The following is a 19862-nucleotide window of genomic DNA, read 5'->3' on the forward strand; positions in this document are numbered from 1 at the left end:
CCGAGAGCGGCTTGCTGCGCATTGCATCTCTGTCAGTTTCCTATAAGTTAACTTTAATAAGGACTGAAAAATTTCCCGTTCACCACGTGAGGATGCGTATGTCGGGTTGGCGAATGACAGGAATAGCGAGCCTAGCGGCAGCCTGGTTAATGAGTGTCACTTTTTCCGCACAGGCAGACATGTGCCCCGATTGGCCTGCCGAGCGGCTAGCGCTGGAAACCCAGGCGCTAGCCGAACATATCGAAGTGTGGGATCGAGCTTATCATGATAACGGCGAATCGCTGATTGCCGATGAGCTGTACGACCAAGCGCTGGCACGGTTGGAAAACTGGCAAGCTTGCTTGGATTCCCCGACTCCCCATCAGCCGCTTACCCGAGTGACCAGCAGCGACGGTACCCGCACGCATCCGGCCGCTCAAACCGGACTCACTAAAGCCGATGAAGAAGGTATTCGACGCTTTACCAGCCGCCGCGAAGACCTATGGATTCAACCCAAGGTGGATGGCGTGGCGGTGACGCTGCGTTATCAGAATGGGGAGCTCGTCGAGGCGGTTAGCCGGGGAGACGGCGAGCGGGGGCAGGATTGGACGGCGCGGGTTCAGCAGCTGCCCGGTGTGCCTGTAACGCTTCCTGAGCCTGTCTCTGCGGTGCTGCAGGGCGAGCTTTACTGGCGGCTGGAGAACCACGTGCAGGCACGCCAGCCAGATTCGGGTGCCCGAGGCGCCGTGGCCGGTGCCATGGCGCAGCGCGAGCCGAGCCAAGAGACGCTGAATCGCATCGGCTTATTCGTATGGGACTGGCCGGATGGCCCGACGCAGATGGCTGAACGGCTGGCGCAACTGACGGCACTGGGGTTCGATACGGCCGATTACACCCACTCGATCAGCGGCCAGGAGGCGGCCGCCGAGTGGCGCGAGCGGTGGTTCAACGGCCCGCTGCCGTTTGCCACCGACGGCGTGGTATTAAAACAGGCTGAGCGCCCTGGCGTGCGCCGCTGGTCGTCATCGCCCCCTGAGTGGGCGGTGGCCTGGAAGTATCCGTCTCAGCAGGCGCTAGCCCAGGTGCGCGGGGTCGAGTTTCGGGTGGGGCGCACCGGGCGCGTAACGCCGCTGCTATGGCTCTACCCGGTAACTCTGGAAGGGCGGCGCATCAGCCGCGTGTCGCTTGGCTCATTGGAGCGCTGGCAGGCGTGGGACGTGCGCCCAGGTGACCAAGTGGCGGTGACGCTGGCGGGCCTGACGATTCCTCAGGTAGACAGCGTAGTGTGGCAAACCCGTGAAAGGGCCGCCCTTAGAGCCCCACCGCCCGAGCGCTACCATCTGTTGAGCTGCTTTACGCTAACGCCCGAGCGAACATCAGAATGCAGCGCCCAACTGCTGGCCCGCTTAACCTATCTCAGCGAGCAGCTGGGCATGCGAGGGATTGGCGAAGGCACATGGCAGGCGCTGATGGAGGCTGGTGTGGTGACGGAACTATTGGGTTGGTTGGCACTAACCCCGGAGCAGCTACAGCAAGCCCACGGTATTGGCGCGACCACCGCCGCAGCGTTGATGGCACAGTTCGACACGGCGCGCCAAGCGCCCTATGCAACATGGTTGAAGGCGCTGGGGATGCCGCCAGGAGGCGATGCCCAGCTAGGCGATTGGTACACCCTCGCGGGTTACTCTCGATCCGACTGGCAAGCCGTGCCCGGCGTTGGCCCGGTGCGAAGCGAGGCGCTCGTTGCCTTCTTCAGCCACCCAGACGTTCAGCGCATGGCCCGCCAGCTGCAGCAGGCGGGCGTCGATGGGTTTTAAGCGAGTCCGGTGAGCCGCAGCATCAGCCCCAGGTAGAGCGGGATCAACAGCGGTGCCAGCAGTGTGGTGGTGAGTACCGCTAAAGCACCTTTCTGCGGCTGAATGCCCAACTCCATGGCCACCACGACGACGTTAGAGGCCATGGGCACCACGCCCAATAGCAGCAGCGCCATCGCCAGCTCTGGTGCCAGCGGCGTGAACTGCTGGAGCACCAGCACCGCCCCCAGCATCACCAGCGGCCAGAGCAAATAGCGCAGGCCCACGCAGGTCGCCACAAAGCGCGTATCCCACGCGGCGAGGGTGACCTGGCTTAACGTCATGCCAATGATCATCATGCCCAGCAGGGTATAGGTGGCGGGAAAGACCGCTAATGAACTCATCAGTGATTCCGGCAGCGTGGCGTTGAGCGCGTTTAGCAGCAGCGCTAAGAGAAACGCATAGACCAGCGGCAGACGAATAATCTTGGCCAAGCTCTGGCGTACCGAGAAGTGGCCCCGGGCGCTCAAATAAAACCCCACCGTGAACTCGTATAAATTGATGCCCAGCATGCAGAAGAGATACAGCGTCACCCCTTCCGGCGGTAGCAGAATCAGCGCGACGGGCAGCCCAAAGTAGCCGGTATTACCGGTGCCAGAAGAGAACGCCAGCAGCGCGCCTTCCTGCGGGCCAAAGCGGTGTTGGGTAGCCCAGCGCACGGCCAGTGCCATGGCGCTGACCAATAGAAACATCGCCAGGGTGAGCACCAAATACTCTAAGGTGGGGCCGCCGTTCATCAGCGCGCGAAAAATTGTCAGCGGCGCGATCAAATACACCAACAAGGTAGCAATCGGGCGCGGGTCTATTTTCAACCGTTGGGCGGCAATAAAGCCCAGCCCCACATACCCTAACAGCATGAGCAGCGGGCCCATTAACGCGCTGGGTGCTAAGTCCATATCTCCTCCTTGATAGACGCGGTGGTGCCAACATGAGCCGAATTGAAGGTCGACCGTGGAATCTTTCATTAGCCGCTGCGCGGCGAAGCAGCGAGAATACCCTAAATAATGATCACGTTACCGCACTGCGAGGATAAACCATGAGCAGCCAAGAGCATCCGTTAGGTATTAGCTTTGAATTCTTTCCGCCCAACACCGATGCCGGTCGGGAGAAGCTAATTCACGTGCGTGATGAGCTGGCCGCTCGTAACCCGCGTTTCTTCTCGGTCACCTACGGCGCGGGTGGCTCCACCCAGGCGCGCACTCGGGATATCGTGCGCACCGTTAGCCAAAGTGGCATCACCACGGCGCCGCACCTCTCCTGCATCGGCAGCGAAAAGGCCCAGCTCCGTGATCTGCTGGCGCAGTACCGCGAAGAGGGCGTCGATAGCCTAGTGGCCCTGCGCGGTGACATGCCCTCCGGGATGGCCAGTATTGGCGAGCTACGCTACGCCAATGAATTGGTCGAGTTCATTCGTAATGAGACAGGCGACCACTTCGACATCGCGGTCGCGGCGTATCCGGAATCTCATCCACAGGCCCCCAGCCTCGATAAGGATGTGGAAAACTTTGCCCGCAAGATGAATGCGGGTGCCAATATGGCGATTACCCAGTACTTCTTTACCGCCGATGCCTATTTCCATTTCGTCGATAAAGCGCGGGCGCTGGGCGTCGAGCAGCCGATCATTCCCGGCATCATGCCGATCACCAACTACACCAAGCTGGCGCGGTTTTCCGATGCCTGCGGCGCGGAAATTCCCCGCTGGATTCGCAAGCAGTTAGAAGCCTACGGCGATGACAGCGAAGCTATCGCCGCTTTCGGTACCGATGTGGTGACTCGCCTGTGCGAGCGGCTACTGGACGGCGGCGCGCCGGGCCTGCACTTTTACACGCTGAACCAGGCAGCCCCGGTCTTGAAGGTGGTGGATAACCTGAGCTAACGTTTTTGCCTGCTGATCATACCGGCCTGCATCTTCGATGCAGGCCGGTTTTTTTATGGGTTTCTAACAGGTTTTTTAGCGCTTTGTGGCGATCAGCAAGCGCCGTATGATGCCTGCTCTTTTTGCGCTTTGAGAAGGAGCACTCACGATGTGGCTCATCACTGCCATGTTCGCATTCACCTACCTGGGCATGGCAGTGGGCCGCTTGCCTGGCCTGCAGGTCGACCGCTCTTGGATGGCCCTCGCGGCGGCGTGTGTCTTGCTGGTGACCGGCACCGTTCAGCTGGAGGAGATTGCCAGCCATATCGACATCGGCGCGCTGGTGCTGCTGATGGCGCTCATGCTGGTCTCAGCCCAGTTTGGCTTTTCAGGGGTGTATCACCAGCTGTCAGAGTGGATGGCCCGGCATGCGGAACAGCCTAGCAAACTGCTGCTCGGCGTAGTGCTGTTGGGCGGCGTGCTATCGGCGCTGCTGGTCAACGATATTGTCGCATTTGCGCTGACGCCGCTGCTGTGCCAGACGCTGCTGGCGCGGGGCTTAGATCCACGCCCATTTTTGTTGGCCCTGGCTATGTCCTGTAACGCAGGCTCGGCGGCGAGCCTAATCGGCAACCCGCAAAATATTCTGATTGGTCAGGCGGGCGACTTAGCGTTTTGGGATTACAGCCTGCAAGCCGCCGTTCCTGCGCTGGTCGCGCTGATGACAACCTACAGCGTCATCTGGCTCGCCTGGCGGCGGCGCTGGTGGCTCAGTGGCCCCGCTTCGGTGCCATTGGCAACGGCGCCTGTGGCAGAAAGCCTTCGCTATAAGCCACTGTTGGCTGCTGTTGCCTTGTTGGTGCTGTTCTCGACACCGCTACCCCGCGAATGGTCGGCGCTGGCCGTGGCGCTGGTGTTGATGATGTCGCGCCGCGTGGCCAGCCACCGCTACACACACGCCGTCGACTGGAATCTGCTTCTGCTGTTTATGGGCTTGTTTATCGTCACGGGGAGTTTGGCATCGCTGCCAGAGGCTAGCGTGGTCGTGAACCGTCTGGTCGGCGAAGGCGGGCTGCCCGGCGATGCGTGGAGTATCGCGGGTATGTCGCTGGTGGCCAGTAACGTGATTGGCAATGTCCCTTTTGTGGTGCTGCTGTTGGGGTTATTCCCTGCACTGTCAGAGTCCACCCTCGTCATGCTGGCGGTCATGTCGACTCTGGCCGGGAACCTACTGTTGATCGGCAGCGTGGTAAACCTGATCGTGGCAGAGGGCGCGAAGCGTCAAGGGGTCCACCTTGGGTTTATAGAGTTCGCTAAAGTGGGTGTACCTGTCACCCTGCTATCGATGCTGGCCGCAGCGCTCTGGTTCACGCTGGGCTGAGCGTCATACGCCGTGTGCTAGGCGCATAAAAAAGCCGGAACCTCTCGGTTCCGGCTGTTGCGTGGGTGGTACGCGGTTTTGCGTAGCGTGGCTCTGGTAAACGTCACGGTTTAGGTAGCGTTTGCCGTTGCCTTGCCTTTGCCGCCGTGCTGCTTGCGCTGCATGAGAAAGAGCGCGACACCAATCGCCAAGCCTGCCACGTCGGTATAGATACCGCCGTAAATCAGGAATAGCGCGCCCACTAACATCACCAAGCGTTGCACCACATTCACCGGCCCGAAGAACCACTTCTGCACCATACCGGAGAGCAGCACGATGCCCAGCGTGGCGGTGAGGCCAACGCGTAGGATCTGCATCGCCGAGCCTTCCATCAGCATGGCCGGGCTGTAGAAGAACATGAACGGCACGATAAACGCCGCCAAGCCGATCTTGAACGACGCCACCGAGGTGCCCATGGGGTTGTCCCCAGAGATACCGGCGGCCGCGTAAGAGGCCAGCGCCACCGGCGGCGTAATGGCCGAGACCACGGCGAAGTAGAACACGAAGAAGTGGGCAATCAGCGGCTCGATGCCGATGTTGATCAACCCTGGTGCGACCACCGATGCGGCCACTGCGTAGGCCGCCGTGGTCGGCATCCCCATGCCCAGCAGAATGCTGATCAGCATGGCGAAGAACAGCGCCAGCAGTTGGCTAACGCCCGCCAAGCCCAGCAGCAGCGAAGAGAAGCGCGCGCCAACGCCGGTCAGCGAGATCACGCCCACGATCAACCCCGCGCAGGCACACACGGCAATGATCTGGATGGACATGGTACCGGCAAGCTGCAGCGCTCTTAGAATGGCGCGCAGGCCCATCTTGTTGGGTGAAATCCAGCTGACGACGGCCGCAGAGGCAGTGGCCAGCGTACCCGCACGAATCACCGAGTAGCCCATGAACAGCGCCACGATCAAAATGATGATCGGTGCGAACAGGTAGACCTGCTTCACTAGCTTGGAGAACAGCGGTATCTCGTCTTTGCGCATGCCGCGCATGCCTTTACGGGCGGCTTCGAAATCTACCATGAAGTAGATCGATGCAAAGTAGAGAATGGCCGGAATGACGGCGGCAATGGCGATTTCGGTATAGGGGATACCGGTCACTTCCGCCATGATGAACGCACCCGCCCCCATGATAGGCGGCATGATCTGACCACCGGTCGAGGCGGCCGCTTCGATCGCCCCTGCACTACGAGCGGGGTAGCCTACTTTCTTCATCAGCGGGATGGTCAGGGAGCCGGTGGAGACCACGTTACCAGCCGACGTACCGTTGATCATCCCCATCAAGCCAGAGGCAAAGATGGCCACTTTCGCCGGGCCGCCACGGGCACGGCCTGCCGCGGCAAAGGCGAAGTTGACGAAGTAGTCGCCCACTTTGGAGGCCTGCAAGAACGCGGCAAAAATGATGAACAGAATGATATAGGTGGACGAGACCGCCGTGGTCGGGCCGAGAATGCCCGCATCGGTATAGACCTGACTAAAGAAGCGCTGGACCGACAGGCCAGGATAGCCTAGGAAGCCGGGTAAATAGGGACCTGCGAAGACATAGGTCAGGAACACGGCCGAAATAACGACCAGCGCCAACCCTGCCACCCGGCGAGTCAGTTCGAGAATCAGCAGCGAGCCTGCGATGGCTGCCCAAGAGATGCCGGGCGGCGCAAACGAGGTGCCGGTGGACATCCGCATGGTGGTGTTGAAGGCCATCAGTAGGTAGCCCGCGCTGGCCAGTGCGCACACCATGAGCACGAGATCAGCGGCGTTGAAACGGTGGCGCGCCTGGCGGTAGAACCAGGAGAGCACGATGGCGACCGCCGTGGTGGCCATCAGCGGATAGCCAAAGTGCAGCGTTTCTATGGCCGGGTCGATACGCATCGCCCCGCCGTTGATGGTCTGCTGCATCAAAACCACTTGGACCAGCGAGTACACCGCAGGGATCAACAGCGCATAGCTCACCCATTTCAGCCAAGCAGGGGAGGCTTGCTGGTCATCTTCAGCAAAGCGGGCACCGGCAAACAGCCCGTAACCCAAAATCAACGCACCGGCGATGTGAACGATACGGAACGACCAGGTTTCCATGGGGTACACGTTGAGTGAAAACAGGTGGAAACCTGAGTAGGCAATCGCCAGTGCTGCAAATAGCAGGAACTGCCAGCCAACGAATAGGCGGCGGTTGGGCTCAACAACTTCTTCATCGACGCCATCGGCAATCGAGTCGGGCGTTGAGGAAGCCGCTAGGGCGTCATCCTTGAGGCCGTTGGGGTCTTGGTCGGTATTGTGACTCATCAGAGGTCACCCTCACAGCAAAAGCAGAGAAAGGGGCAGTAGCGAACGCTGCCCCGCCCGACAGGATCGGCAGCGGGGCAGCGCGATGGTGCGTCGTACTTACTTGATCATGTCGTCAGAGATGTCGTAACCGTTCTCTTCGTACCAGCGTGCTGCACCCGGGTGGAAGGGCAGGACGGTGTTATGAACGATGTTCTCCGGAATGCTGGTTTCAGCACTGCGGTGTACGTCGCGCATCCGATCGTTGTTTTCCATGGTCGCTTTGGTGACTTCGTAGATGAAGTCTTCCGGCAGGTCGCAACCGGCAATGGCGAAGTTCCACATGGAAACGGCACGAGCGTCCTCTTCCAGCGTGGTGTAGGTGCTGGCGGGGATCGTGAACTCAGCAACCGGATAGTTATCCAGCACGGTGGCCAGCTCTTCTTCGGTAAATTCGATGATGTTCACGTCGGTTTGTACTTCCAGCTGGCTAACCGCCGGAATCGGGATGCCCGCTGCAAAGGCGACAACGTCGAGCAGACCGTCCTGAAGCTGGCCGCCCAGATCCGACCAGCCACCGTTACGACGCTCGAAGTTCACGCCCAGGGTCTCCAGCATGGCCGGGAAGTAAGTGTCAGAGGTAGACGCCGCCGGGCCGAAACCGATGCGCGCACCATCAGGAATGTCTGAGATGGAGGTAATGCCGGAGCTAGAGAGCGCCGCGATGGAGAACGGTGTCTCGTACATCGGGAACAGCGCGCACACGTTGTCCATCACCAGGCCGGGGGCCAGCGGGCTTTCGCCTTTCATGGCATCGGATGCCGGGCCCATGGTGGTCAGGCCGAAGGCCATATCGCCACTGTGCACCAGCGCCAGGTTTTGGGTCGGGCCGCCGGTGACTTCGCCGCCGCCAGAAACGTCTAGCTCTTCGGCAATGAAGTTTGCCCAGCCAGAACCGTAAACGAAGTAGGTGCCGCCCTGGCTGGCAGTCCCTACGGTGAAGTTGGTCGGCCACTCGGAGCGGTCCGCTTGGGCAGTGCCAGCGGCGAGAAGTGCGCTACCTGCGAGCAGGGCAATCGTTTTGGGCATCGTATTGCGCATGGCGAGATTTCCTAAGCTGTTATTGGGATTATCGTCTGGCGTATGCGGGACACCGCCAGTGCTTCATCATTAAGCAGCTTATACAGAGCGATACTCGTGCCATGTATGCATTTTTATTTTTAAATCAATGAATTGAAAAATCGGTCTTCAACTTTGGTTGAAACACAAAAGGCGCGGAGTGTCTGGCTTTTCGCACGGATCAGGTAGGCAGGTGTGCGGAATTCCGCACACTTGGCAGGCGGGGTGTTCGCCGCACCCTGCGACGGGGCGGCGAGGGGCGTTATTTCTTTTTGCCAGGATCTAGAATACGCACGGGCTGGATGTCCTGAACTTTCTGCTCGTCGCGAACCTGGTTCACTCGGGTGGTGAGCTCCGGGGCCGCTTCGTCTTCGATGGGCAGCTGCTCGAAAAAATCGCAGCTGACGCACTCCCGGTAGCGAATACCGTTCTGCTCCCAGGCGCGAATACGGTCCATGGCGGCGCAGCGTGGGCAGGTCACGCCCGCGATAAATCGTTTAACACTCGACATACCTTTACTCCCAAGGTGTGACGGCCATGCCGCCACACCGTATCGAAACGGTCGGGGCGGCTTAGGCCGCGCGAATACCGCTATGGCGCAGCAGCGGCTCGACGCTGGGTTCACGGCCTCGGAAGGCGCGGAATAGCTCGGCGGCATCCCGCGCGCCGCCTTGCTCCAGAATCTCTTCACGGAAGCGCTGACCAGTGGTGGGATCAAAGATACCCGCCTCCTCAAAAGCGCTCCAGGCGTCGGCGGAGAGCACTTCTGCCCACTTGTAGCTGTAGTATCCGGCAGCGTAACCGCCCGCAAAAATGTGGCTGAAGCTATTTTGGAAGCGGTTGAAGTCGACCACGGGCACGACGGAGGTTTGGCGACGCACGTCGTCGAGCAGCGCTTGAACATCGCTGGCCGAAGGCGCTTCCAGCTCGTGGTGAAGGCGCAGGTCGAACAGTGAAAACTCGATCTGACGCACCATGCCCATGGCGGACTGGAAGTTTTTCGCCGCTTGCAGCCGCTCGAACAGAACGTCCGGCAGCGGTTCGCCGGTGTCCACATGTTTGGCCAGCAGGTCGAGGCCTTCCCGCTCCCAGCAGTAGTTTTCCATGAACTGGCTGGGCAGCTCGACGGCATCCCAGGCGACGCCGTTGATGCCCGAGACATCGGCCACCTCTTGCTTGGTCAGCATATGGTGCAGGCCGTGGCCAAATTCGTGGAACAGCGTGGTCACTTCGTCATGGGTGAGGAGTGCAGGCTTGCCGCCCACCGGCGCGGTGAAGTTGCAGGTCAAGAAGGCCACGGGGAGCTGCACGCCGTTTTCGGTTTTGCGGCGTACCCGGCAGTCGGCCATCCACGCACCGCCTCGTTTACCTTCGCGGGCGTAGAGATCCAGGTAGAACCCGGCAATCGGCGTGCCCTGTTCGGTAATACGGAAGAAGCGCACATCGTCATGGTAGCTCGGAGCGCTGCTGTCTTCTGTTACTTGAACGCCATAAAGGCGCTCGACGACTTGGAACAAACCATCGACGACCCGCGGCGCGGGGAAGTAGGGGCGCAGCTGCTCTTGGGAAATAGCGTAGCGTGCTTCGCGCAGTTTCTCGCTGGCGTAGGCGACATCCCAGGGTTTGAGCGTCTCGATACCTAGCTTGTCACGGGCGTAGGCGCTGAGTTCGGCGAACTCCTCCTGCGCTTGCGGTTTGGCGCGGCGGGCGAGGTCTTCCAGGAAGTCCAGCACCTGCGCGGGGGAGTCTGCCATTTTGGTGGTCAGCGAGTAGTCGGCGTAGGTATCGAAGCCCAGCAGCCGCGCCAGTTCCTGACGCAGGGTCAGTATTTCTTCCAAAATGGGGGCGTTGTCGAATTTGCCTGCGTTGGGACCCTGGTCGGAGGCGCGGGTCACGAAAGCGGTATACACCTCCTCGCGCAGCTCGCGGCTGTCGGCGTAACTGACGATGGGGAAGAAGCTGGGGAAATCCAGCGTAATGCGATAACCCTCCACGCCTTTGGCGTCTGCCAGCGCCTTAAGGGTCTCCAGGGCGCTTTCCGGAACGCCCGCCAGCGCCTCGCGATCCTGAATGTCTTTGTGCCACGCCTGAGTGGCGTCCAGCACGTTGTTAGAGAACTGGTTAGAAAGCGTGGAGAGGCGGGACTGAATCTCGCCGTAACGAGCCTTCTTATCCGCCGGTAGGTCGACCCCGGCCAAACGGAAATCGCGCAGGGCGTTATCCACCGTGCGCTGTTGAGCAGCCGTGAGCGTTGGCCAACTCTCGCTCTCCTTTAGCGCCTGCCAGCCTTTGAACAGCCCTTCGTGCTGACCGACCCATGTGCCAAACGCAGAGAGTTTTTCCAAGCAAGCTTGGTAAGCATCGCGCAGCTCGGGGGTGTTCATGGTGCCGTTGAGGTGCGATACCGGCGACCAAGCTTGGGAAAGACGGTCATTCACTGCTTCCAGCGGGGCGGCAAAGTTCTCCCACGTTGGGGGTGTGGTAGCGGACTGCTGGGCTAGGCGATCAATCGCCTCGCGGCTCTCATCGAGCAGCGTGTCCACGGCAGGCACCACGTGGTCGGCACGAATGTCGGCGAAAGGGGGAAGCTCGTGGCTCTCTAGCAACGGGTTGCGGGACATAAGCACCTCGATAGCAATCAAGTTAGGGGCGCACAAAAACGTGCGCTGATGATGACACAGTGCGGGCAGTGAGGCGTTGTTTCAATGCTTGACCCGCTGCAAGCGTTTGGCCTGGGGGCAGGCGCCTGCTAGTCTTGCCGCCTTTCCATATCCGTAATCTGCAAGTGTCACCAACAATGCCACCCATGGCAGGAGCAAGTAATGAGTGAAACGCTAGAGCGCTGGGGGTCGAAACGGGCCTTTATCTTGGCGGTAACAGGTGCTGCGGTTGGGCTGGGTAATATTTGGCGCTTTCCCTATGTGGCGGGAGAGAACGGCGGTGCTGCTTTCCTGTTGATTTACGTAGCGTTCGTGCTGCTGTTAGGCATTCCCGTGATGATGGCGGAAATCCTGATTGGGCGTGCCGGGCGGCGTGGGCCGATGCAGGCGCTCGGCGTGCTGGCGTCAGAAGCCGGGGCTTCCCGCCATTGGCGCTGGTTGGGGCTGTTTGGCGCGTTCACCGTGTTCTGTATTTTGTCGTTTTACTCGGTGGTCTCCGGCTGGTCGATTGAGTTTTTAGTGGCCTCGGTGAACGGCAATTTTGACGGTGCCAGCGCTGCCGAGATCGGCGCGGGGTTCGACGCGTTTCTGGCGAACCCTGGGCTGCTGATCTTCAATCACTCGCTGTTCCTCTTCATGACCATGACGGTGGTGGCAGCCGGGGTGGCCAAAGGGCTCGAGCGGCTCAACAACCTGCTGATGCCGCTGCTTTACGGGTTGCTGCTGCTATTAGCTATTTATGCCACTACTACGTCGGGCTTTGGTACCGCGCTGTCGTGGCTCTTTCTGCCCTCCTTCGAGGACGTGACGCCTGCTGTCGTGTTACATGCCATGGGCCATGCCTTCTTTACGCTGGCAGTCGGTGCCTGTGCGCTGATGGCGTACGGGGCTTACATGCCCGATGAGCAGAGCCTGCCGAAGGCAGCCTTTGCCGTGGCGGTGCTGGACATTAGCGTGGCGCTGCTGGCAGGCATTGCGATTTTCTCGGTGGTGTTTGCCCAGGGCATGGACCCCGCCGATGGACCAGGACTCATGTTCGTGACGCTGCCCATCGCGTTTTCCGAGCTGCCCTGGGGCTCGTTCTGGCTCAGCGTATTTTTCCTGCTGCTGCTGCTGGCCACCTGGACCTCGGCGATCAACCTTGCCGAGCCGATGGTGGCCACGTTGCAGGGGCTGGGCTGGCGGCGCAGTCTTTCGACCGCCGTGGTGGCGATCAGCGTCTGGCTTCTGGGCCTGCTATCGGCGTTCTCGTTCTCGACGCTGGCCGAGTTTAGGCCGCTGTTTGGGCGTAACGTGTTCGAACTGGTGAGCAGTATTCCGCCCGATATTTTCCTGCCCTTAGGTGGTTTGCTGATTGCTACCTTTGCCGCTTGGGTGATGCCGCAAGCGCTGGTCGTGAAAGCGCTGGGCGTGGGCGATGGTGGCTATGTCATGTGGCGCAATATCGTTCGCTGGGTCTCGATTCCACTGACGTTTATTGTTCTACTCGGCGGGTTGCTATAGTGCTGTCATCCCGCGTCGACACGAAACGCGAAATGCTTTAGAGGAGTGTGCCATGAGCAGTGCCCTAAGGACGTATCAAGGAGTCTCGCCGCAGTTGGGTGAGCGTGTCTACATCGATCCCGCCAGCGTGGTGATTGGCAATGTCACGCTCGGCGATGACTGCTCAGTCTGGCCCATGACGGTGATTCGTGGCGATATGCACCGCATTACCATCGGCGCGCGTACCAGCGTTCAAGATGGCAGCGTGCTGCACATCACTCACGCGAGTGACTTCAACCCCGACGGCTTTCCGCTCACCATTGGCGAGGATGTCACCATTGGTCATAAGGCCATCCTGCATGGCTGCACGCTGGGTAGCCGTATCTTGGTGGGCATGGGAGCGATCGTCATGGACGGTGCCGTGGTGGAAGACGAGGTGATCATTGCCGCTGGCGCCGTGGTGACGCCCGGGAAGCGGCTGGAGAGCGGCTATGTTTACGCAGGCAACCCGGCAAAGGCGCTGCGCCCGCTCAAGGAGAAAGAGCGCGCGTTCTTTCCCTATACCGCTGGCAATTACGTGAAGTTAAAAGATCAGTTTCTCGGCGATGCCGAAAGCGGTCGCTAAGCGCTTGCCCTACCACTCTTTTTTCTAACATAGCCATGTTGCACGCTCTAAAAATCTGGTAATTTATCCAGTTTTCCAGGGTGCCGCGACATGGCTAATTTTCGCACGCATATTACGGTAGCAGCAGCGGGCGGCACGCTAATGGCCTACGTTGGCTGGCAGGCCCAGTGGTGGGGAGCGCCGCAAGCGCTGCTGGTCATTGCTTTGGTGGCCTTTGGCGGCATTCTGCCCGATATCGACGCCGATCGGTCCCGCTCTATCCGCCTGATTTTCAATCTATTATCCGTTCCGTCGCTGGTGCTGGGCGTGCTGCTGCTCCAACCCTGGCTGACGCCTGGGTTGCTGCTGGTGGCCTGCGGGGGCATCTACTTTTCGGTGCGCTATTTAGCAGCGGTGCTGTTTTCGCGCCTGACCGTGCACCGTGGCATCTGGCATTCGCTGATGGCCGCCGGGCTTTGCGCGCTGGCCACCGCTGCCATTAGCTACCATTTATTGGTGCAGCCGGCTTGGCTGGCGTGGTCCCACGGGGCGGCGGTGCTGCTTGGCTTCATCATCCATCTGAGCCTGGACGAGCTGTTTAGCGTCGACTTGGAGGGCGCGCGGCTGAAGCGCTCGTTCGGTACGGCGCTGAAGCTGGGCGATAGCCGCCGCCCGCTTTCTAACCTGCTGATGCTGATTGCCCTGCTGGTGCTGGTGCCCTGGGTGCCCCCGTGGGGGGTGCTGCTGGAGCTCTTTCATCAAGGCTCACTGCTGTGGCGATAGTCGTCGGCGCTGAGGCCATGTTTCTTTAGCTTGTCGTAAAAGGTTTTGCGGGGAATCCCCAGATGGCGACAAACATCGGTCACGCGGCCATGGTGGCGGGCCAGGGACTGGCTGATCAAACTCTTCTCGAATAGCTCTACCTGACGCGGCAGCGTGGGTTCTTGCGTATCTGCGGCAACCCCCTCCAGAAGGACATCCAGGCGGTAGTCGAACGCCGCGCCTAACAGTACATAGCGTTCTGCTAAATTACGCAGCTCGCGAACGTTGCCGGGCCAGTCGTGGGCCAGCAGCGCGGCCACGGCATGGCTATCCAGGGTCGGTGCTTCCAGGCCGCTGCGGTTGGCGGCGACCACGGCAAAGTGTTGGAACAGCAGCGGGATATCTTCCCGCCTTTCCCGTAGGGCTGGCAGCGGGAGCGTCACCACATTGAGCCGGTAATAAAGATCTTCGCGAAAGCGCCCCTCGTCAGCGGCGACTTTCAGGTCCACTTTGGTAGCGGCGATAACGCGAATATTGAGCGGCACCGCTTCGTTGGCCCCTAGGCGCTCCACGCTGCGCTCTTGCAGCACGCGCAGCAGCTTCACCTGTAGAGCCAACGGCATCGACTCGATCTCGTCTAAGAAGACCGTGCCGCCGTTGGCGTGCTCGAATTTGCCAATGCGCCGTTCGACTGCGCCGGTAAAGGCGCCTTTTTCATGGCCAAACAGCTCGGACTCGATGGTGTTTTCTGGCACCGCGCCGCAGTTGATGGCCATGAAGGGACTGTTCCGCCGGGCACTGCGCTCGTGAATGGCACGGGCAACGAGGTCTTTGCCGGTGCCCGTTTCGCCAAACAGCAGCACGTCGGCTTCCACCTGGCTAATACGCTGGATCATGGCGGCAAGCCGTGAGATCACTGGCGTTCGCCCAACCAGGCGCGGGCCCAGCGCGGCTTGCTGCACCTCTAGCTCGGCTTTCAAGCGCAGGTTTTCGAGGCTTAGCTGGCGCTTTTCGATGCCACGCCTCACCACATCCAGCAGCTGGTCGCCCGCGAAGGGTTTTTCCAGAAAGTCCCAGGCACCTGCCCGCATCGCCTCTACCGCAGTGGAGATATCGCCATGGCCGGTAATCAGAATGATCGGCAGCGTGGCATCGCGGCTATGCAGTTCATGCAGCAGCGCCATGCCGTCCATGCCGGGCATGCGTATATCGCTGACGATGACGCCGGGAAAGTCGGGTGGCAAAGCGGCCAGCGCCTGTTCGGCGGACTCGAAGCAGTGGGGCGTATAGCCCGCGAGTTCTAAGGTTTGGCTGGCGGTGATGCGAAGATGCGGCTCGTCGTCGATCACCATGACCGGCAGTGTCGACGGCTCATGCATGGGATGGGTTCTCCTGTTCATGGCGGGAGGGGGAAGGCGCTGGCGAGCGTGGCAGGGTTACCGTAAAACAGGCACCGCCATTGGCCAGATTGTTGGCCTGTAGCTTGCCTCCCAGGTCTTCCATAATACGCGAGGAGATCGAGAGTCCTAGCCCTAATCCGCTGCCCGGTGCTTTGGTGGTAAAAAAGGGCTCAAAAATGTGTCCCAGATGATCCGTTGCAATGCCTGGGCCATTGTCTGCCACGCTGATGACCACGTAGTGATCGTCTACGTGGGTGCTAAGCGTGAGCACAGGCGCTTCGATCTCCTTCATGGCCTGAACCGCGTTACCGATCAGATTCACCAGCACCTGCTCCAGGCGCACCAGGTCGCCCTCTACCCAGAGGGTCTCTTCCGGCCACTGCTGGACGACGTGGATGCCGTCATCGCGAAGGCGGCTATGGAACAGCCGCAGGGCGTACTCGATGCACGCCTGTACCGAAATCGTTTCCTGGCGCTCGCTGCTCTTGCGGGAGAACTGGCGCAACTGGGCGCTAATGTCGGCCATGCGCTCGGTGAGCTCGACAATGTGCGCCAAGTTGGCGTCGGCGCGTTCGATCCGTGCCAGTTCGATGAAACGGCGAGCGTTTTCCGCATAGGCGCGAATGGCGGCCAGGGGCTGGTTGAGTTCGTGATTGATGCCCGCTGCCAGTTGCCCCAGCACGGCGAGTTTAGCAGCTTGAATCAGTTCGTCCTGGGTTTGGCGTAGGTTGGCCTCTGCCCGTCGCCGCTCTTCGATCTCATCGGAGAGGCGCTGGTTGCTGGCGACCAGATCGCGGGTTCGCCGCTCGACGCTGACTTCGAGCTCATCGCGCACGCGAGCGAGCGTTTGGCGCTCCCGCTCGGCAAAGGCTTCGCGCTCTCGGCGCAGTCGGAGACGTTGCCAGCCAATGCCGCCCGCCAGGGCGATGACGCCGTAAAGCCCGCCCGCCATCAGGGCGGCAATCCACTGGGCGTTCATGACCGGCGTCAGCGGCTTGAGAATATGCATTTGCCAGCCAAACTCGGGGATGGGGCGCGTCAGGCTCAAATAGCGCCCGCCGCTTAGCGGGCCATGGGCAAAGCTCACAAGGTAACTGCCGGGCCCGTAGGGGGTATCCAGTTGAATGCCGGACGGCGTGAGCGGCTCCATGGCATAGCGGCGGGTGTCACGGAGCGCATCACGCTGTTCGTCGCTCAGCGGATAGAGAGCGTTCATACGCAGTTCGGGGTGGCTGGCCATGAAGATGATGTTGTCGCTGTCGGTGACGAACAGCTCGGCGTCCTGTTCGGCCCAGCTCTCTTCGACATCATCGAGCAGCACTTTGACGACGATCACGCCATCGGGCTTGGCATCGGGAGAGGTATCGTCCAACCATACCGGTGAGGAGAAGTAGTAGCCGCGCTCCAGGGACTTGATACCTAGCCCAAAAAACCGTCCCTGACCGCCTGCGATGGCATCCGAGTAGTAGCTACGGAAGGCATAGTTCTGGCCAATGAAGGTGTTCGGACGATGCCAGTTGCTGGCGGCAATGGTGTTGGCATCGCGATCCAGCAGGTACACGTCCGAGACGCCTGAGGTGAAGCGAAAGCGATCCAGCAGCAGGTTGAGCGGCATAGGGTCTTGGCTATCAGGAGAGTCCAAAAAGCGCTGAACGCCTTCCCGAGTGGCGAGCATTTGTGGCAGGTAGTCGTAGCGCAGCAGATAGCCGTTCAAGTTGGCGGCTGAGAGACGTAGCTCGTTCTCGGCGTCATCCTGCAGATTCGACAGCGCCTGTTCACGGGCGAGCTGGGCCGCCTGCCACATGCACAGCAATAGCCCCACAGGAATGGCGATCAGCCATAGCCGACGCCAGCGCCGTGCGGTAGGACTGAGGTGATTACTCATGCCGGACTGCTGGTGCCCTGGGCGCGGCGTAAGGCCCGCTGGGCGCGGGTTTCGGCTCTAGCCATTTCAAGTAGCCCCTCTTCCACATACACCAAGTGCTCGTGGGCGCGTGCTCGGGCGTCTTCCGCACGGCCTTCTAGGATGGCATCCAGCAAGGCGCGGTGCTGCTTCATGAGTTGGGTGCGAGAGTCGGGCTTGGCGAACAGATGGGCCAAGTTATCCACGATGCTCTGTTCGAGCAGGTGGAAAATGCCGCGAATGGTGTGCAGCAGCAGCACGTTGTGCGCGGCTTCCGCGATGGCGAGATGAAAGGCTGCGTCTAGTTTTGCTTCCTGAGCCGGGTCGGCACCGACGAAGCCACCATCGAGCTCCTCGAAGCGCTGAATGAGCACGGCTTTGTCGGCAGGCGTGGAGCGAAGGGCCGCGTAGTAGGCGGAAATGCCCTCCATGGCGTCACGGAATTCCAACAGATCCAAATGGAATTCGTTATGGCGCGAAAGCATTTCCAGCAGCGGATCGGTGTAACCGCTGTTCAGCGTTTCGTTCACGAACGTGCCGCCGCCCTGGCGACTAGTGAGCAGGCCTCGGGCTGCCAGCTTTTGAATGGCCTCTCGCAGCGATGGGCGCGATACGCCGAAACGCTCGGCCAGCTCCCTTTCTGGGGGTAAACGCTGGCCGGGCTTGAGGCTGCCTTCCAAAATCATGGCTTCCAGGCGTTCCGTTATCACGTCGGCAAGGCGCTGTTGACGGAGCGGAGGGTAGGTCATCGATAAGTGCTCCCTTAATTGGTAAGACCAATAATAGGGCGTTTTAGAGGGCGACTCAAGCAGCGAATACCGTGTTCGCCAGAGATCGTGGCTAAACTAAGGTCTATAGCTCGGCTACCCGTCAGGTGGGATCTTCGTTTGACATGCCATCAGCTTGTCATTAACGTTACTGAACGTTGGTTGTCAATTGGTATGACCAATGAAAGCTGAATGGCAGGTGTATCGCTGTGTACGGTCAGTCGTAGTGTAAAGCCATCGCCAGCGATTTCGCGCCTACTCTTAGTGGCTACTTATAATAACGTCTTCCGTGCATAGGGCCCGTCATGATCATCTCTGCTTCAACGGATTACCGCCAGGCTGCCAAGCGCCGCCTTCCTCCCTTTCTCTTCCATTATGCCGATGGCGGGTCGTATGCCGAGCATACGCTGCGCCGCAATGTCGATGATTTGCGCGATGTCGCGCTGCGTCAGCGTGTGCTCAAGGATATGTCGTCACTTTCACTGGAAACCGAGCTATTGGGTGAAAAGCTCGCCATGCCGCTCGCACTAGCCCCCGTTGGGCTTGCGGGTATGTATGCTAGGCGTGGCGAAGTGCAGGCGGCGCGCGCAGCCACCAAGAAGGGGGTGCCGTTCACGCTCTCTACCGTGTCGGTATGCCCCATAGCGGAAGTCGCTGCCGCCGTGGAGCGTCCCATCTGGTTTCAGCTCTACGTGCTGAAAGATCGTGGCTTCATGAAGCACGTGCTGGAGCGCGCGAAAGCTGCAGGTGTGAAAACGCTGATTTTCACCGTCGATATGCCGGTGCCCGGCGCTCGCTATCGTGATGCCCACTCCGGTATGAGTGGTAAGCATGGCCCCATGAGGCGCATGCTTCAGGCAGCGCTGCATCCTCTATGGGCATGGGACGTCGGCATTCATGGCCGCCCCCACGATCTGGGGAATGTGTCCGACTACCGAGGCAAGCCCACCGAGCTGGAAGACTACATTGCCTGGCTGGGTGATAACTTCGACCCGGCAATCTCTTGGAAAGATTTGGAGTGGATCCGTGAGTTCTGGGATGGCCCGATGATTATCAAAGGGATTTTAGACCCAGAAGATGCAAAAGATGCCGTGCGTTTTGGTGCCGATGGAATCGTGGTGTCGAATCATGGCGGCCGACAGTTGGATGGCGTGCCCTCTACCGCACGTGCGCTCCCTGCCATTGCAGATGCTGTCAAAGGTGACTTGGCCATTTTGGCTGACTCTGGCGTACGCAGCGGACTAGATGTAGTGCGAATGATTGCCATGGGGGCGGACACTGCGCTCATTGGTCGTGCTTTCATCTATGCACTGGCAACGGCGGGTGAAGCGGGGGTGGCCCACCTGCTCGACCTGTTCGAAAAAGAGATGAAGGTTGCCATGACCCTGACAGGCGCTCGTACGATTGCAGACTTAAACTCTGAATCGCTGGTATCTGAAGCGATGAGTACGCTGAATCATTCAGCTTAGTAGAGTGGAGAGACACACAACGTTTCAGCTTAGCAGGGTCATGTTGGAGTTTTTTTACAAAACCCTCTTGCCAACCCGGCTTCGAATCCGTAAAGTACGCATCCGCTGCCGGGGACGCCAAGCGTTACCAGCGGTGAATGAGGTTAAAAACCTCTGGTTTGTCAGGAAGTTAGCGCCATCTCGTTATTGATTGGATCGCTCGCTTCGCTCGCTGAAAACAGCGGTTGACAAACACCACGGAATGCGTAGAATACGCCTTCCTCGCTGAGGCAACACGGTTCAGGTCATCGAGCCGGCACAGCGAAACAGCTCTTTAACAATTTGATCAGGTAAT

The 19862-nt window shown here is 60.0% G+C and carries 15 protein-coding genes; 7 read left to right on the forward strand and 8 right to left on the reverse strand.

Going from position 1 to position 19862, the window contains the following annotated elements:
* Positions 1-113 precede the first annotated feature (113 nt).
* Positions 114-1796: an NAD-dependent DNA ligase LigB gene (gene ligB, locus NH398_RS16610; RefSeq protein ID WP_253019318.1), complete on the forward strand. Its 1683-nt coding sequence runs from the start codon at positions 114-116 to the stop codon at positions 1794-1796.
* Here the strand turns inward: ligB and NH398_RS16615 are convergent.
* On the reverse strand, positions 1793-2728 hold the full coding sequence (locus NH398_RS16615) for an AEC family transporter (RefSeq protein ID WP_253019319.1): 936 nt from the start codon (positions 2726-2728) through the stop codon (positions 1793-1795). The two genes, ligB and NH398_RS16615, sit on opposite strands and share 4 nt — an antisense overlap.
* Before the next feature lie 140 nt (positions 2729-2868).
* Between NH398_RS16615 and metF the strand changes: the two genes are divergently transcribed.
* On the forward strand, positions 2869-3708 hold the full coding sequence (gene metF / locus NH398_RS16620) for a methylenetetrahydrofolate reductase [NAD(P)H] (protein WP_253019320.1): 840 nt from the start codon (positions 2869-2871) through the stop codon (positions 3706-3708).
* A 148-nt stretch (positions 3709-3856) separates the two neighbouring features.
* Positions 3857-5068 (forward strand): SLC13 family permease, encoded by a 1212-nt coding sequence (locus NH398_RS16625; RefSeq protein ID WP_253019321.1) that lies wholly within the window; start codon positions 3857-3859, stop codon positions 5066-5068.
* Between the two features lie 110 nt (positions 5069-5178).
* Here NH398_RS16625 and NH398_RS16630 read toward each other — a convergent pair whose 3' ends face one another.
* The 4 genes from NH398_RS16630 to prlC all read right to left on the reverse strand — a co-directional run bounded on the left by NH398_RS16630 (position 5179) and on the right by prlC (position 11102).
* Complete coding sequence (locus NH398_RS16630; protein ID WP_253019322.1) at positions 5179-7383, reverse strand: TRAP transporter fused permease subunit; 2205 nt, start codon at positions 7381-7383, stop codon at positions 5179-5181.
* 99 nt (positions 7384-7482) lie between these two features.
* Positions 7483-8463, reverse strand: coding sequence for a TAXI family TRAP transporter solute-binding subunit (locus NH398_RS16635; RefSeq protein WP_159340567.1), 981 nt, complete (start codon positions 8461-8463; stop codon positions 7483-7485).
* Between the two features lie 280 nt (positions 8464-8743).
* Positions 8744-8992, reverse strand: coding sequence for a YheV family putative zinc ribbon protein (locus NH398_RS16640; RefSeq protein WP_159340568.1), 249 nt, complete (start codon positions 8990-8992; stop codon positions 8744-8746).
* Positions 8993-9053: 61 nt separating this feature from the next.
* Positions 9054-11102 (reverse strand): oligopeptidase A, encoded by a 2049-nt coding sequence (gene prlC, locus NH398_RS16645; RefSeq protein ID WP_253019323.1) that lies wholly within the window; start codon positions 11100-11102, stop codon positions 9054-9056.
* Positions 11103-11303: 201 nt separating this feature from the next.
* Here prlC and NH398_RS16650 point away from each other — a divergent pair, with 201 nt between their 5' ends.
* The 3 genes from NH398_RS16650 to NH398_RS16660 all read left to right on the forward strand — a co-directional run bounded on the left by NH398_RS16650 (position 11304) and on the right by NH398_RS16660 (position 14010).
* Positions 11304-12644: a sodium-dependent transporter gene (locus NH398_RS16650; protein ID WP_253019324.1), complete on the forward strand. Its 1341-nt coding sequence runs from the start codon at positions 11304-11306 to the stop codon at positions 12642-12644.
* Between the two features lie 52 nt (positions 12645-12696).
* Positions 12697-13248, forward strand: coding sequence for a gamma carbonic anhydrase family protein (locus tag NH398_RS16655; protein WP_159340571.1), 552 nt, complete (start codon positions 12697-12699; stop codon positions 13246-13248).
* A gap of 90 nt (positions 13249-13338) precedes the next feature.
* Positions 13339-14010: a metal-dependent hydrolase gene (locus tag NH398_RS16660; RefSeq protein ID WP_159340572.1), complete on the forward strand. Its 672-nt coding sequence runs from the start codon at positions 13339-13341 to the stop codon at positions 14008-14010.
* Here the strand turns inward: NH398_RS16660 and NH398_RS16665 are convergent.
* From NH398_RS16665 to NH398_RS16675, 3 genes are read right to left on the reverse strand one after another with little or no spacing between them, the layout of a single operon-like run.
* Positions 13986-15368: a sigma-54 dependent transcriptional regulator gene (locus NH398_RS16665; protein WP_159340573.1), complete on the reverse strand. Its 1383-nt coding sequence runs from the start codon at positions 15366-15368 to the stop codon at positions 13986-13988. The two genes, NH398_RS16660 and NH398_RS16665, sit on opposite strands and share 25 nt — an antisense overlap.
* On the reverse strand, positions 15361-17274 hold the full coding sequence (locus NH398_RS16670; RefSeq protein ID WP_253019325.1) for an ATP-binding protein: 1914 nt from the start codon (positions 17272-17274) through the stop codon (positions 15361-15363). Before NH398_RS16670 ends, NH398_RS16665 begins: the two co-directional genes overlap by 8 nt.
* A complete protein-coding gene (locus NH398_RS16675) occupies positions 17271-18041 on the reverse strand; it encodes a GntR family transcriptional regulator (RefSeq protein WP_159340575.1) in 771 nt (256 codons plus the stop codon). Before NH398_RS16675 ends, NH398_RS16670 begins: the two co-directional genes overlap by 4 nt.
* A 323-nt stretch (positions 18042-18364) precedes the next feature.
* Here NH398_RS16675 and lldD point away from each other — a divergent pair, with 323 nt between their 5' ends.
* A complete protein-coding gene (gene lldD, locus NH398_RS16680) occupies positions 18365-19528 on the forward strand; it encodes an FMN-dependent L-lactate dehydrogenase LldD (RefSeq protein WP_253019326.1) in 1164 nt (387 codons plus the stop codon).
* Positions 19529-19862 lie beyond the last annotated feature (334 nt).

The organism is Halomonas sp. CnH100-B, from assembly GCF_024124605.1.
Taxonomy (GTDB): Bacteria; Pseudomonadota; Gammaproteobacteria; order Pseudomonadales; family Halomonadaceae; genus Vreelandella.